This is a genomic window from Hydrogenothermus marinus (genome assembly GCF_003688665.1).
GTDB classification, from domain to species: domain Bacteria; phylum Aquificota; class Aquificia; order Aquificales; family Hydrogenothermaceae; genus Hydrogenothermus; species Hydrogenothermus marinus.
Window position 1 is genome coordinate 36,527 of sequence record NZ_REFO01000016.1, and the last position, 14,998, is coordinate 51,524.

Sequence of the window (14,998 nt, forward strand, 5' to 3'; positions counted from 1 at the left end):
TCCTAGGAATTTTTTTGAAATGGCTCCGGAGGAGGGATTCGAACCCCCGACCCGGCGGTTAACAGCCGCCTGCTCTGCCTGCTGAGCTACTCCGGAACATCAACTACAAGGGATTAATAATATATCATCAAATATGAAATCTGTCAACAATGATTAAAAAAGGGTATTCAGTTTTAGAGTTGATGTATAATAAAAATAAAAAAGGTTAAGAAAATGAGATGTGTTTACTGTAATTCAGAAAAAGTAGTAAAAAATGGAAAATCAAATCAAGGAAAACAAAGATATTTATGTAAAAGTTGTAAAAGAATATTTGTAGAAAATCCAGAAAGAAGGCATTATCCAAAAAAATTAAAAGACATGGCTATTAAACTATATACAGATGGAGTATCTATAGCAGCAATATCTAGGTCTTTAGAAGTACCTTATGAAACCGTTAGAAGTTGGATAAGAGCAGCAGGAGAACTTGCAATTAAGAAGCTTGAAGCAAGAAAAAATATATTAATTAAAAAAAATTTAACAAAGCAGGATTAGATAAAATGTGGATATGGATTGTAGTTTTTGACAAAGACTATAAATATTTTGAAATAGGGAAAAGAGATGAAGAGACATTTTGGAAATTATTAAATCAAATTCCTACAGCTAAAGAATATCATACAGATGGATATAAGGTTTATGAAAATTTGAGGAATAGAAAGAAAGGCAAATATAACTGTACTAATTGGAATGAAGGATTAAATTCGTTTTTAAGAAGTAAATTAGCTATGCTACAAAGAAAGACAAAAGCTTATGCAAAATCTATTAGAGCTTTATATAGGGCATTAGCCTTAGTTTTTATTAGATGGAATTTATTATATACTCTTTAACTAAATACCAAATTTTTATAATTGCATACGAATATGTCATAACATAATATCCTTAAAAAACTCTGAAAAAATTATATAATTAAAATTCTAAAAAAGCCTGTGGAGAAAAATTTGGATAAATTATTAGATTATCCTATACCTCATGATGACCAAACAGAGAGGGCAGTATTAGGAGCTTTATTATATGATCCAAGTAATGTAGATACAGTTATAAATATATTAAAACCAGAAGATTTTTACAATCTAAGAAATAAGATTGTTTACGAAGCTATTTTAGATTTAGTAGAAGAAGGTAAAATTTTAGATCCAATAGTTCTTAAAAATCATCTTGAAAAATTAGGAAAGTTAGAAAGTATTGGTGGTGAAAACTATATTACATTATTATTACAAGATGCAGCTCCACAAAGTGCTTTAGAAATACTTGCACAAAATCTTAAAGAAAAATCTATTGCAAGAGGATTAATAGATATTGCCAAAGATATTTTAATAAAATCTAAAACAGTAAGAGATATAAATGAGCTTATAGAAGAAACAGAAAACAGAATATTTAAACTTTCAGAAGAAAAATCTGTAGCTGAGTATTATTCCTTAGGAGATCTTCTAAAAGAAACATTAAATATAATTAATGAACTTTCTAAAAAAGAAACCTTAGTTACAGGTCTTGCTTCAGGATTTTATGAACTTGATAGGCTTACAACAGGATTCCATAACGGAGATTTAATCATAATAGCTGCAAGACCAGCTATGGGAAAAACAGCATTTGCTCTTTCAATCCTTTATAACGTTTCAGTTATTGAACAAAAACCTTCTGCATTTTTCTCATTAGAAATGTCAAGACAGCAGATAGCAATGAGACTTTTATGTCAAGAAACAAGAATACCTTTAAGAAAAGTAAGATCTGGATTTTTAACAAAAGATGAATTAGAAAAATTAACAGATAAAGCTTTAAAAATGGTAAATGCTCCTATATATATAGATGATACTGCATCTTTATCTATTTTAGATTTAAGAGCTAAAGCAAGAAAATTAAAAAGGGAAAAAGATATACAGCTTATTGTAATAGATTATCTTCAGCTTATGAGGTCTTCCCGTAGAGTTGAAAGTAGACAACAAGAAGTAGCAGAAATATCAAGAGGTCTTAAAGGACTTGCAAAAGATTTAAATATTCCGGTAATAGCTCTTGCCCAGCTTTCAAGACAAACAGAACTTAGAAGTGATAAAAGACCTCAGCTTGCAGATTTAAGAGAAAGTGGAAGTATAGAACAAGATGCCGATTTAGTTATGTTTATCCATAGACCAGAATATTACAAAAAGAACCCAACTCCAGAAGAAGAAGGAATTGCAGAAATTATAATTGCAAAACAAAGAAATGGACCAACAGGAACAATAAAACTTGCATTTATAAAAGATATTACAAGGTTTGAAAATCTTGCAAAAGATTATTATCAAAATATAGAAGAATCTGAAAATAAAAATATTAACCAAGATAAATCAAAGATTTCTAATCAAAAAGAAAATCCTTTAGAATATTTAAATGAAGAAGAAATACCATTTAATTTAGAAGAAGATGAAATAGTGGATATGTAAAATGAAAATTCTATTGAAATTTGTAGAGCATACAGGAAATGCCACCCTTTTATTTTTAGAAACATTAAAATTTATTTTTATAAAACCTCCAAAATTTAGACACATTATCAAACAGATGGCTGAAATTGGTGCAGATGCAGCAATACTTATAGCACTTACTGGATTTTTCACTGGTGGGGTTTTAGTTGTTGAAACTTATCCAACTTTCCATAAGTTTAATGCAGAGTTTTTAATAGGAGCTTTAGTTTCTCTTTCTTTATCAAGGGAGCTTTCTCCTGTTCTTGTTTCTCTTCTTATAACTGCAAGATCTGGTTCTGCCATGGCAGCAAATATTGGAACAATGCGAATTACTGAACAAATAGATGCTCTTGAAGTTTTAGCTGTCAATCCTATTAGGTATCTTATAGCACCTCGGATAATAGCATCTATTTTAGTTGTACCAGCATTAACTATACTTTCTATAGTATCAGGAATAGCAGGAGGATATTTTGTAGCTACAGAGCTTTATCATATAAATCCTTATCTTTTTGTTACTAAAATGAAGGATTTAACAGAGTTTTACGATATACTTGGCGGTTTATATAAATCTATAGTTTTTGGTATTCTATTAACCGTAGTCTCTTGTTATTTTGGATATATTACAAAAGGTGGTGCTGAAGGGGTTGGAAAATCTACAACTACTGCAGTTGTAGTTTCTTCCGTACTTATTTTAATAGTAGACTATTTCCTAACTGCTTTGATATACTGATAATTACAAATTCCGTAGGAGGTTTTAGCTATGAAAAAAGTTTTAACAGCATTAGGAGTTTCAGTTCTTCTTTCAAGTTTTAGCTTTGCTGATATAACAAAAGCACAAGCTGAGAAAAAAATAAAAGATTATTTAGCAGGTTCAAATCATGTTTCAAAAGTTATCGTATGTGAAACCAAAAAATATTATGTTGGAGAAGCTATATTAGAAGGCTATGAAAAAATAGGTAATGTTGTTAGAAAAGTGTATGTTAGCAAAAAAGATGGTTCTATCCTTCCTACAATGGCTGAACATAGCGATTACTGCTATATGCTTAAAAAATAATGAAAAAGATAGCTATTATTACAAGCGGGGGTGATGCCCCCGGTCTTAACGCTGCTATCCGTGCAGTTGTTAGAACTGCAAATTATTACAATATTCAAGTAATAGGTTTTAAAAGAGGATTAAAAGGCTTAATAGAAAATGAATTTATCCCTTTAGATGCAAGGGTTGTCTCTGGTTTTTTAGATAAAGGTGGAACTTTTTTATTAACAGCAAGAGAAAATAGATTTTATCAATATGAGTATAGAAAAATAGCTATAGAAAATTTAAAAAAGCATAATATAGATGCATTATTTGTTATTGGTGGAAATGGTAGTTTTCAAGCAGCAAATCTTTTAGTAAAAGAGTTTAACTTTCCAGTAATTGGAATTCCAAAAACAATAGATAATGATACTTATGGAACAGATTATACAATTGGATTTGACACTTGTATTAACACTAATGTTGAAGCAATAGAAAAAATAAAAGATACAACAATGTCCCATGAAAGAATTTTTATAGTTGAAGTTATGGGAAGAAAAAGTGGTTTTATAGCCCTTGAAACAGGAATTGCAACTGGTGCTGATGTTATTTTAATTCCAGAATATCCATTTCCTTTACATGTTATAGTAGATACTATAATAGAAGGTAAAAAAAGAGGTAAAAACTTTTTTGTAATAATACTTGCAGAAGGAGTAGCAAAAGCTCAAGAATTAGCTCCGTTAGTTGAAAGAGAACTTTCTAAACATGGGAATTTTGGAGAAGTAAGATACTCAGTCTTAGGTTATATTCAAAGAGGAGGTTCTCCTTCAGCTTACGATAGATTAATTGCATCAAGATTTGGAGTTTTTGCAGTGGAACATTATATAAAAGGAAATATAAATTTTATGGTAGCTTTAGAAAAAGGTGAAATTTTAGCAAAGCCACTTAATGTAAGCTTTGGAAAAATAAAAAAACCAGATTTAAAACAGTTTGAGGTAGCAAACATATTATCTACTTGAAAATAGCATAAAAGGAATAAATTAAAAAGATGGAAATAACAGAAGTTAAAATATATCCATTTGATACAACTGGACTTGGTGGAAGAGTTAGAGCTATTGCAGATATAGTAATAGATGATATTCTTTTAATTAAAGGTATAAAAATTATAGAAAATAAACATGGTGGTCTTTTTATATCATTTCCTAAGAAGGCCACATCATCTAATAAATATATAGATATAATTCAGCCTTTATCAAATGATTTTAATGAAAAGATTAGAAGAGCTATCATTGATAAATATAAAGAAATTATGAGTTTCCAAGCAGGAGGAATTTAGTGGATAAAATAAAAAAACTTTTTTTATTTCTTACAGGTTTAAAAGCAGGGGTTTTTTATCTTATTACTCTTGCAATATTAACAGTTCTTGGTTCTACATATATAAAACAAGGTGATACATATATTAATTATGTTAAGCATTTTGGAGAGTTTTGGGCAAAAATAATATGGAAAACATGGCTTAATAATGTTTTTCATTCCTGGTATTATCAGCTTTTAATCTTCTTAGTTGCAGTTTCAGTTATTGTTGCTACTATAGATAGATTTCCAAAAATATTTATGCAAGCTTATGGGAAAGTACATAAAAAATTAAATGAAAAAGATTTAAAATCAAGAAATAAATTTGAGTTTCTAATACCAGCTTCAATAGAGGTTGCTTTTAATTATGTTGTTCAATTAATACATAGTTTAGGTTTCAAAAAAATAGAAAAAGTAGAAGATAAAAAAGAAGGAAATAAAAGAGAGATTTACTTATTTGCAGAAAAAGGAAGATTTTCAAGATTAGGAATGCTTATTACCCATATAGGAATTATTGTTTTCCTTGTTGGGGCATTTATGGGAGCTCAATATGGGATAAGAGGACAGATAGAAATTCCTGAAGGTGAGTCTGCAGACTTTTTTTTCAAATTTAGACCAGGTTCTTTACAAGCAGGAAATGAAGTAGTACAGCTACCATTTACTATAAAAGTAAAAGAGTTTTGGCTTGATTATTATGATAGTAAAAAATTTAAAAATTCAATAAAATCTTTTAATAGTAAAATTCAGATATTCCAAGATGGTAAATTAAAAAAGGAAGCTATTACTCAAGTTAATAATCCTACAGATTATGGAGGATACAGAATATTCCAAGCATCTTATGGAAAAACAGGAGATATTAAGTATGCAAAGATAATAGTAATAGATTATGAAAAAATGCTTAATCTTATGAAAGCTATAAATGAAACAGATAAAGCTCTTCAAAATGCAAAAACAGATAAAGAAAAAGAAAAACTTCAAAAAATTATGAAAGATTTAGAAGCAAAATCAGTTGTATTATTTTCATCAGCTAAAAGAATTGAATATTTTTATGGAAAACCTTATATAGAAGTAAATGGAGAAAAACTAAAAGTAATAAATCAAACATTAAACTATAAAAATCCAATGCTTATAAATCAAGATATTTATGACCCTGTAATAGTTGTTCAAGTAGAAAGAAATGGAAAAAAATTTAATTTACCAATATTAGCTAATCCAGATATTGCAATTCCCGCATTTAATCAGTTTGGATATAAAAATGGATATAAATATCTTTTAATGATAGAAGAGTTTAAACCAAGATATTTTTCAGGACTTCAGATAACAAAAATGCCTGGTGTAAATCTTATATGGCTTGGAACAGCTATAGTTGTTTTAGGGATAATATTAGCATTTTATACAGTTCATAGAAGAATATGGGTTAAACTTGAAAGTGTAGATAATAATAGTACTAAGGTTTATGTTGTAGTTTATTCTCAAAAATTCCTTGAAAGTTTTAAAGCTACTGTTAAAGATAAATTTGAAGATTTAGTAAATCAGATAAAGAGAAATGGTTAAAGTAATAGGACATGAAGAAGAGAAAAGATTAATAAGAAGAATTTTAGATAAAGGTTATAAGTCTTATTCCCTTTTATTTGAAGGGAAAAAATGTATAGGGAAAAAACTAATAGCTTTACAAACTGCAAGAACTTTTTTATGTGAAAAAGGTTATGGTTTTGGCTGTAATGAATGTAAAAGCTGTAAGCTTGTAAATAATACAATTCAAAATATTTACGAGAATAAAGACTTACCATCCCATCCTGATTTAAAAATAATTATCCCAGAAAATTCAAAAGAGATAAAAATAGACCAGGTTAGACAGATTTCAGAATTTTTTAAACTAAAATCTGAAAAAGGTAAAGTAGTAATAATAGATGATGCTGACAAAATGAACATACAGGCAATGAATGCTTTATTGAAAACTCTTGAAGAACCGCCTGATAATACAATGATAATATTAATAGCTGAAAATCAAAATAACCTTTTACCTACAATAATATCAAGAACTTTAAAAGTAAGATTTAAAACTCTTTCTAAGAAAGAGATTTTTGATATATTAGTTTTAAAAGGAATGGAAGAAGAAAAAGCTAAAAAAATAGCCTTAATATCAGATGGAAATCTATGCATAGCCAATTCAATAATTAATAATGAATATATTTATAAATATGCAGTAGATTTATACAACTTAATTGTAAAAATAAAACAGATACATCCAGAAGGGATAATAACATTAGTAGAAAATATAGAAAAATTAGAAATAGAAAACATATATAATATATTAGAATTATTAAGTATATTTGTACATAAATCTATGTTAAAAGGAGAAATAACTGTTTCCTTTTATGATAACTTTATAAAAGAATTAAATAAATTAAGAAAAGCAGTAGAAAAAGGTGTAAAGAAAAATTTAGCATTTGAGGCTTTTTATTTTAATCTTAAAACAGGAGCGTAATAATGGATAATATAAAAACAGTTAGAATAAGATTTTTGGATACCCATAAATTTAGTGAAGTAGATAATGTACCTTTAAATGTTAAAAAAGGAGAATTTATCACATTAGAGACTGAAAAAGGCCAAGAACTTGTTTTAGTACTTGGAAATAGTATACCATCTGAAGAATCTTCTAATTATAAATTTTTAAGAAAAGCTACTACAGAAGATGTAATAACTTTTGATAAAAATGAAGAAGAAGCAGAAAAAGCTTTAGAAATATGTAAAGAATTAGCATCAGAACTTGGTTTAAAAATGAATTTATTGAAAGCATATATTCCCTTAGATAAAAATAAAATTATTTTTTATTACACGTCAGATGGAAGAGTTGATTTTAGAGAACTTGTTAAACAACTTGCAAAAAGATTAAAAAGAAGAATAGAAATGAGACAAGTAGGTGTAAGAGATGGTGTTCAGATAGGTGGTGCTATAGGGATATGTGGGAATGAATGTTGTTGTAGCTTATTTATGGACAAATTTCAAACAGTAAATGTTGAGATGTTAGAAGAACAAAATTTACCACCTACACCTACTAAGTTTACTGGAGTTTGCGGAAGATTAATGTGCTGTTTAGCTTTTGAAAAAGAAAACTATTCAATAAGAAAAGATTTACCAGAAATTGGAAGTATTGTTGAGATAAATGGAAAAAAATATACAGTCAAAAATTATGATTTTATAAAAGAAAAGATATATTTTGAAAATGAAACAGGAATTGAAGAAAGTTATTCTTTTGATGAACTTGATAAATTAGGAATAGGAAAAAAATCTGCTTGTGGTGGTTGTAATGGTTGTAGTATAAAAAATGAGATGCTTGAGGAAGTAAATGGATAAAATAAAAAATATAGCATTACAAGTTATAAAAGAAGAAACAAAAGCTTTAAAATCATTAGCTACAAGTATAAATGAAGATTTTGAAAAAGCTATAAAACTGATTCTAAATACAAAAGGAAAAGTTATAATTACAGGAATGGGAAAATCTGGACTTGTAGGAAAGAAGATAGCAGCTACTTTAGCATCTACAGGAACTCCATCTTTTTTCCTACATCCAGCAGAGGCTATTCATGGTGATTTAGGAATGATTTCAAAAGAGGATATAGTAATTGCTATATCAAATAGTGGAGAAACACCAGAACTTCTTGCAATTATACCAACTATAAAAAGATGGGGAAATAAAGTAATAGCAATTACAAATAATAAATCTTCTACATTAGCAAAAGAGGCAGATATTCATCTTTTTTTAAATGTAGGGAAAGAAGCTTGTCCTTTAAATCTTGCTCCAACTTCATCTTCAACAGCAACCCTTGCTTTAGGAGATGCAATAGCAGTAACTCTTTTAACCTTAAAAGGGTTTACAAAAGAAGATTTTGCAAAGTTTCATCCTGGTGGTTCCCTTGGCAAAAAACTTATGAAGGTTCAAGAAATAATGCATAAAGAAGATGAACTTCCTATTGTAAATCCGGAAACTCCTTTAAAAGAAACTGTTGTAGTAATGTCAGAAAAGGGATTTGGAGCAGCTATAATTGTAGATAAAAATAAAAATTTAACAGGAATAATTACAGATGGAGATTTAAGAAGATTTATTAAAAAAGGTGGAAGTATTGATAACAGCCTAACAGAAGAAGCAATGACTAAAAATCCGAAAAAGGTAGAAAAAGACAAATATGTACTTGAAGTTTTAGAAGAAATGGAAAAATACAATATTACAGTAATGCCAGTAGTTGAAAATAATAAACCAATTGGAATAGTCCATTTACATGATATATTAAAGAGTGGAGTTATTTAAAACAAAATTTAAAAACTCTCTTTCAGCAGAAGGAAGTCTTATATTTTTTTGTGTAATACATGTAAATTTTCTATGAATATTTATATTATCAATCTGTATTTTTCTTAAAACTTTATTTTTTAGATAATCTTTTGCAATCAATTTAGAAGCAAAGCCTATGTAATCTGAATTTGCAACAAAATTTACAATTGCTTTACTACTTCCCATTTCTATTTCTGGATATATCTTAATATTTTTATTTCTTAGATGTTTTTCTACAATATTTCTTGTTCCTGAGCCTTTTTCCCTAAAAACAAATTTATAATATTTAACATCTTTTTTATCTATATAAGCTGGTATATCAGCCTTTTCTGAAGCTAAAAATATAATCTCATCTTCATAAATATCTATAGTATTAAGCTTGTTAGATATTATCTCATCTTCAACAAAAGCTATATAAAATCTTTTAGATAAAATACCTTCTTCTACTTCTTTTGAGTTACCTATGAAAAGATTTATATTTAAGTTTTCTTTATTTTTTAAAAATTTTGCCATTAAAGGTGGTAGGAAATATTCTCCTACAGTTGTACTTGCTCCTATTATAAGACTTGTATCAAGTTTTTTTCCTAAGGAATAAATATCTTCTTCTAATACCGAGTAATCTTCTAATATTTTTGTAGCATGCTTATATAGAATCTTTCCTTCAGGTGTTAATTTAATACCTTCTTTTGTTCTTTCAAATAAAGTTACATTTAAATGATTTTCTATCTTTTTTATCTGAAGAGTAACAGTAGGTTGACTTAAAAATAGAAATTCAGCTGCTTTTGAAAAACTTTTTAAATCTGCTACTGCTTTGAAAATTTTTAATTTATTATAATCAAGTACTTCCATTTTTTTCCTCTTTATATTTTTTGTGTGCTTTTTCTACAATCTCATAAATTTTTTCTTGATTAATGGAATTATTTTGATAGCTTATAAAAGCTAAGAACTCAATATTACCATCTGTTCCAAATGGATATGAATATTCTAAATCTTTCACAACAATACCTTCTTTATTAAGAGAAGATATTATATTTTCAATAGCTTTAATATGCAAGTTTTTATCCTTTACAATGCCATTTTTAACTTCTTTTGGTGAAAGCTCAAATTGTGGTTTTATTAAAATAACACCTTCAAAATCTTCTTTTAAAAATTTTTTTATGTGAGGTATGATTTTCAATATAGAAATAAAAGAAACATCACTTACTAAAATATCTACTTTTTCAGGAATATGTTTATCTGTAATATTCCTTGCATCTAATTTTTCATAAGATATAACCATAGGATTTTCTTTTAAACTTTTATGAAGTTGATCTTTACCAACGTCTACTGCATAAACTTTTTTTGCTCCATGTTTTAAAAGACAGTCTGTAAATCCTCCTGTAGATGCCCCAATATCTAAGCAAACTTTGTCTTTTACATCTAAATTAAAAGAATTAATAGCCCTTTCAAGTTTTAACCCTGCTCGTGATACATAAGGGAATTTCTTTTTTAGTAGAATTTTATCTTCATTTGATACTTTAAAAGAAGGTTTTTTTATAATTTTTCCATTTACTTCTACAAAACCAGCTTTTATAAGCTCTAAAGCCTTTTCTCTACTTTCAGTTAATTTATTTTTCTGTAAAAATTTATCTAATCTTTCTTTCAATTATTTTTTATAAACTTTTCTTTTAAATAAATCTTTTGGTGATAATATTCTATCTATAAAAAGTTTTCCATCTAAATGATCCATTTCATGCTGAATTACAACAGCTTCAAAACCTTCCGTGTCAAACTCTATTGTATTTCCATTAATATCTTCTGCTTCTACTTTTATCCAGTTATATCTTTTTACATTTCCTGTATAATCTGGAACGCTTAAACATCCTTCTCTTATTATTAATTCTCCATCATGGGCTATTATTCTTGGATTTGATAAAATCATAAGCCCATGATTTAACTTATTTTTTTTATGTTTATAATTTGAAGCATCTATAATAACTGTTCTTATATGTTTATTGACTTGAGGTGCAGCAATCCCAACACTGGAAGGAGAGTTATACATTGTATATAGTAGATCATCTATAAACTCTTTAAAATCTTTTCCAAAATCTTCAACAGGTTTAGAAATTTTTTTTAATCTTTCATCTGGATATCTTAATATTTCAAGCTTTTTTCCTTTCAAAGTTCTATAACCTCTATTTTTTCACAAGAAACATCTACATTGATATCTTCTTTTAGATTTTCTATATCCTTCTGAAACTCTTCAAATGATAGATTTTCTGGTAGTTCAACTTCAGTTATTAAAACATAAAGATCACCACTTTTTTCAGTAGTCATATCTATTATATTAATACCTTTATCTGCTAATAGCTTAGCTACTTTATAAACAATTCCAGGTTTATCTGCACCATAAACTATTATTCTATAAACTTCATTTTCAGATTTTTCTTTTTTATAATCTTCAGGTAATATCTCTTTTACATATATATTTAGCCCTAAATCTTTTTCTATATTTTCAAAAGCTTTCTTTATATCTTCTTCTGTATAGTTTTTATCTGTTTCCACAAGAAGCATTATAGTAAATTCCCCACCAAGTCTTGACATAGTAGAATCTTCAAGATTAAATCCAAGTTCGTATAAAATCTTAGATACAGAAGCAACAATTCCTACTTTATCTTTTCCATAAGCATTTATTAAAAAGTATTTCAATTTATTCCTCTTCTTCCTCTATTTCTTGTAAATAAACTTTATAATCTGTAGCTGTCATTAAATCTTCTACTTCAGATGGGTCGCTCATTTTTATTTCAAAAACCCAACCATCACCATAGGGATCAGTATTTATTAAATCAGGTTCATCTTTTAAATCTTCATTTATAGATATAATCTGTCCTGTCAAAGGAGAAAAAATATCTACTGCTGCTTTTACAGATTCTACAGAAGCAACCTTTTCTCCTGCCTCTACTTCTTTATTTATCTCTGGTAGTTCTACATAAACAACATCTCCAAGTTGATGTTGTCCATAGTCTGTAATCCCAACTGTAGCATCATCTGATCCTTCAATTTTTACCCATAAATGATCCTTTGTATAGTATAATCCTTCTTTTATCTGATAATCTTCAAAAGCCATAAAAAATTCCTCCCTATTCTATATTATCACTAAATTAATATTAGAAGAATACAGACTAAAAGTCAATCAGAATAAAGCTTTTTTAAAACTTAAAAGACTTATTTAACTTTACTGTTTAACAGTTAAAAAATCTTTAAATATTTGGAAATTTTTTTCTAAGTTTTTAAGCTCTATATATTCATTTTTTTTATGAGCCTGATCTGTATTACCAGGGCCAAAATTAACAGCATCTATATTATATAAAGAAAGTCTTGCTACATCTGTCCAAGCTTGCTTTGCTTCTACTTCAAGATTATTTTTAGAAATCATTTCTGAAAGTATAGGGTTATTTAAACAAACCTTACCGGAAGGTGATAAATCAGTAAATTCTACTTTAGCTTCATTATTTACTATGTTTAAAATATCCTTTTTAGCGTCTTCTATGGTTTTAGTAGGAGAAAATCTATAATTAACATTTATTATAAATTTATCTGGAATAATATTTCTTCCTCCTGAGAAATCAACCATAGTTGCATTCATTACCTCTATATACTTTAAACCGTCTATCTTATATTCTTTATATCCAAAATCTGCTAGTCTTTTTAGAAAATTTGCAGCTTTATGAATTGCATTTTCACCTTGCCAAGGGCGAGCTGAATGGGCTCTTTTCCCTTCAAAAATAATAGAAGCATGTATAGTCCCAAGACATCCAACTTGGATTTTGTTATCTGTAGGTTCTAAAGCAAAAGCTAAATCTGCTTTTTGGATAATATCATAATTATCTAAAAGAGGTTGAAGTCCATTTTCCTCATAAGGACCTTCTTCTTTTTCATAAAAAACATAAATTGTATTATATTTCTTTTCTTTATTATGAAACTCTTCTATAAGACCCATCATTACAGCAAGGCCACCTTTCATATCACTGGCACCAAGACCATATAACCTTCCATCTTTTATCTGACCTGTATATTCATTAATTCCAGGTACTGTATCAAGATGTCCAATTAAAGCAATAGTTTTTTTTGAAGAATCAATATTGTCAAAAGCTATTAGAGAATTGTTATATCTGATAATATTATCAGCTGGATAATAATTTTCTAAAAATTTTTCAGTATAATCGGCAATATCTTTTTCATTGCCTATTACTGAAGGTATTTTTACAAGGTCTATAAGGTAATTTATAATATTACTTCCCATTCTTCTGTATATCCTAATCTCTCTGAAAGTTCTTTAGATTTTTCTATAAACAGATTTTTAATATTCATTAAATTATCATTAGTTATTCTAAAAGATGGTCCAGATAATGTTATAGCTGCGGCAACTTCTTTTTTATAATCAAAAACAGGTACAGATAAGCACCTAACTTCTTTTTCCCATTCTTCATCATCAATTGCAAATCCTTGTTGTCTAACAAGCTTTACATGTTCCAGTAATTTTTCTTTATCTGTTATTGTTTTATCAGTATATGGTAAAAGTTTGATATTGTTAAAAAATTCTTCCAGCTCATGCTGTTCCATATATGCAAGATGTACTTTTCCAGATGCTGAAGCATACATTGGTAAAAGTCTACCGACCCTTGATTTAACAATGACTGGTCTATCTACTTCGTAAGCATCTATATAAACAATTTCCCATCCACTTCTAACAGCAAGATATACATTTTCTTTTATTGTTTCACCTAAGTATTGTAAATAAGGTTTAGCTAATTTTCTAATTTCAACATTAGATAAATAAGAATAACCAACTTCAAAATTTTTGATACCTAAGGAATATACTTTTTCTTCTTTGTTAAAATCTATATAACCTCTATTTAAAAGAATGTTTATGATTTTTTGAAGTTGATAAGTTGATATATTTATACCTTTTTGTATTTCTTCAAAAGTTGATTTAGAATGCTTAGATAAGAAGAATAAAATTTGAAAAGCAACTTCTACATTATGAACTATATATTCTTTCTTTATTCTTTTTCCCATAAAGTTAACCTATAAATTAATGGCGGAGCCGACGGGATTCGAACCCGCGACCTCTGGCGTGACAGGCCAGCGTTCTGGGCCAGCTGAACTACGGCTCCATTTTAATGGGCGGTAGAGGATTCGAACCTCTGACCCCCTCCTTGTAAGGGAGGTGCTCTGGCCAACTGAGCTAACCGCCCAACAGCAGGATAAATATATTATTACATTCATTTTTATTTGTCAAGTTATTTTTAAAAGTGTTCTAAAAATATAGAGTCAGATGTAAAATAAGGTAAAAACTAAAAGTAGGGGGGGGAATAAAAATAAGAAGAACTAGATTGAAATTCAAAAAAATAATCAAAATAACTAAATCAATACTAAGAGAAAAAAGCAAAAAAGAGAAAAAAGGGAAAGGAAGACCAAAAGAATATCCAGACTATTTAATTATATCATTATTTCTATACCAAATTCTAAAAGGATATTCATATAGAGAAGTATTAGAAGAAACAAAAGATATAATACAGAAATTACCATCATTATCTGTATATCATTATAGGGTAAAGACTTTGCCAAAAAGTTTATTACAAAAAATAATACACAAAACAGCAATAATCATAATAAAAAAGATAAAGAAAAAAGTTTCTTATCTTATAGCAGATGGAACAGGATTTAGTTTTGATGATATATACCCTAATTAAAGTTTATTCCTTTATAGCAGACAAAGGATTTGATAGTATTAAAATAATGGAAGATATAGCAAAATCAGGAGTAGAATTAGATATTAGAGTAAAAGAAACA

General features: G+C 27.9%; 19 protein-coding genes and 3 tRNA genes. 12 read left to right on the plus strand and 10 right to left on the minus strand.

The features are described 5' to 3' along the window. Positions 1-20: 20 nt before the first annotated feature. A tRNA-Asn gene (locus CLV39_RS07970) sits at positions 21-96 on the minus strand. Positions 97-213: 117 nt separating this feature from the next. Here CLV39_RS07970 and CLV39_RS08780 point away from each other — a divergent pair. The 11 genes from CLV39_RS08780 to CLV39_RS08025 all read left to right on the plus strand — a co-directional run bounded on the left by CLV39_RS08780 (position 214) and on the right by CLV39_RS08025 (position 9,142). After that, complete coding sequence (locus CLV39_RS08780; RefSeq protein WP_121923730.1) at positions 214-531, plus strand: IS1/IS1595 family N-terminal zinc-binding domain-containing protein; 318 nt, start codon at positions 214-216, stop codon at positions 529-531. 5 nt (positions 532-536) lie between these two features. Further along, complete coding sequence (locus CLV39_RS07980) at positions 537-863, plus strand: IS1 family transposase (RefSeq protein ID WP_121923712.1); 327 nt, start codon at positions 537-539, stop codon at positions 861-863. Between the two features lie 111 nt (positions 864-974). Continuing rightward, a complete protein-coding gene (dnaB, locus tag CLV39_RS07985; protein ID WP_121923713.1) occupies positions 975-2,450 on the plus strand; it encodes a replicative DNA helicase in 1,476 nt (491 codons plus the stop codon). A gap of 1 nt (position 2,451) precedes the next feature. Beyond that, complete coding sequence (locus tag CLV39_RS07990; RefSeq protein WP_121923714.1) at positions 2,452-3,198, plus strand: MlaE family ABC transporter permease; 747 nt, start codon at positions 2,452-2,454, stop codon at positions 3,196-3,198. 30 nt (positions 3,199-3,228) lie between these two features. Continuing rightward, a complete protein-coding gene (locus CLV39_RS07995) occupies positions 3,229-3,522 on the plus strand; it encodes a hypothetical protein (protein WP_121923715.1) in 294 nt (97 codons plus the stop codon). Continuing rightward, positions 3,522-4,499 carry an ATP-dependent 6-phosphofructokinase gene (locus CLV39_RS08000; protein WP_121923716.1) on the plus strand — a complete coding sequence of 326 codons (978 nt, stop codon included), beginning with the start codon at positions 3,522-3,524 and terminating at the stop codon, positions 4,497-4,499. Before CLV39_RS07995 ends, CLV39_RS08000 begins: the two co-directional genes overlap by 1 nt. Positions 4,500-4,528: 29 nt before the next feature. Next, positions 4,529-4,816: a septation protein SpoVG family protein gene (locus tag CLV39_RS08005; protein WP_121923717.1), complete on the plus strand. Its 288-nt coding sequence runs from the start codon at positions 4,529-4,531 to the stop codon at positions 4,814-4,816. After that, positions 4,816-6,387 (plus strand): cytochrome c biogenesis protein ResB, encoded by a 1,572-nt coding sequence (resB, locus tag CLV39_RS08010; protein ID WP_245960359.1) that lies wholly within the window; start codon positions 4,816-4,818, stop codon positions 6,385-6,387. Before CLV39_RS08005 ends, resB begins: the two co-directional genes overlap by 1 nt. Continuing rightward, entirely contained in the window at positions 6,380-7,321 is a 942-nt protein-coding gene (locus CLV39_RS08015; protein WP_121923718.1) for a DNA polymerase III subunit, read from the plus strand. The genes resB and CLV39_RS08015 overlap by 8 nt, the downstream gene beginning before the upstream one ends. A gap of 2 nt (positions 7,322-7,323) precedes the next feature. After that, positions 7,324-8,190, plus strand: coding sequence for a PSP1 domain-containing protein (locus tag CLV39_RS08020; protein ID WP_121923719.1), 867 nt, complete (start codon positions 7,324-7,326; stop codon positions 8,188-8,190). Continuing rightward, the gene (locus CLV39_RS08025) at positions 8,183-9,142 is read left to right on the plus strand and encodes a KpsF/GutQ family sugar-phosphate isomerase (protein ID WP_121923720.1); all 960 of its coding nucleotides are present in this window, start codon (positions 8,183-8,185) and stop codon (positions 9,140-9,142) included. The genes CLV39_RS08020 and CLV39_RS08025 overlap by 8 nt, the downstream gene beginning before the upstream one ends. Here CLV39_RS08025 and CLV39_RS08030 read toward each other — a convergent pair. From CLV39_RS08030 to CLV39_RS08070, 9 genes are all read right to left on the minus strand, one after another. Further along, positions 9,122-10,012: a LysR family transcriptional regulator gene (locus CLV39_RS08030; RefSeq protein WP_121923721.1), complete on the minus strand. Its 891-nt coding sequence runs from the start codon at positions 10,010-10,012 to the stop codon at positions 9,122-9,124. The genes CLV39_RS08025 and CLV39_RS08030 overlap by 21 nt on opposite strands. Further along, entirely contained in the window at positions 9,999-10,808 is an 810-nt protein-coding gene (locus CLV39_RS08035) for a TlyA family RNA methyltransferase (RefSeq protein WP_121923722.1), read from the minus strand. The genes CLV39_RS08030 and CLV39_RS08035 overlap by 14 nt, the downstream gene beginning before the upstream one ends. Then, complete coding sequence (gene def, locus CLV39_RS08040) at positions 10,809-11,324, minus strand: peptide deformylase (RefSeq protein WP_121923723.1); 516 nt, start codon at positions 11,322-11,324, stop codon at positions 10,809-10,811. Beyond that, complete coding sequence (locus CLV39_RS08045) at positions 11,321-11,851, minus strand: glycine cleavage system protein R (protein ID WP_121923724.1); 531 nt, start codon at positions 11,849-11,851, stop codon at positions 11,321-11,323. The genes def and CLV39_RS08045 overlap by 4 nt, the downstream gene beginning before the upstream one ends. A 1-nt stretch (position 11,852) precedes the next feature. Continuing rightward, positions 11,853-12,269, minus strand: a complete 417-nt coding sequence (gcvH, locus tag CLV39_RS08050) for a glycine cleavage system protein GcvH (protein ID WP_121923725.1) — start codon at positions 12,267-12,269, stop codon at positions 11,853-11,855. A 108-nt stretch (positions 12,270-12,377) separates the two neighbouring features. Beyond that, the gene (dapE, locus tag CLV39_RS08055; RefSeq protein ID WP_121923726.1) at positions 12,378-13,445 is read right to left on the minus strand and encodes a succinyl-diaminopimelate desuccinylase; all 1,068 of its coding nucleotides are present in this window, start codon (positions 13,443-13,445) and stop codon (positions 12,378-12,380) included. After that, positions 13,427-14,221: an IclR family transcriptional regulator gene (locus CLV39_RS08060; RefSeq protein ID WP_121923727.1), complete on the minus strand. Its 795-nt coding sequence runs from the start codon at positions 14,219-14,221 to the stop codon at positions 13,427-13,429. Before CLV39_RS08060 ends, dapE begins: the two co-directional genes overlap by 19 nt. A 20-nt stretch (positions 14,222-14,241) precedes the next feature. Then, positions 14,242-14,319, minus strand: a tRNA-Asp gene (locus tag CLV39_RS08065). Positions 14,320-14,326: 7 nt separating this feature from the next. Next, positions 14,327-14,400, minus strand: a tRNA-Val gene (locus CLV39_RS08070). Positions 14,401-14,538: 138 nt separating this feature from the next. On the opposite strand from CLV39_RS08070, the gene CLV39_RS08075 reads away from it, so the two are divergent. After that, positions 14,539-14,898, plus strand: a complete 360-nt coding sequence (locus tag CLV39_RS08075; RefSeq protein ID WP_121923728.1) for a hypothetical protein — start codon at positions 14,539-14,541, stop codon at positions 14,896-14,898. The last annotated feature ends 100 nt before the right edge of the window (positions 14,899-14,998 follow it).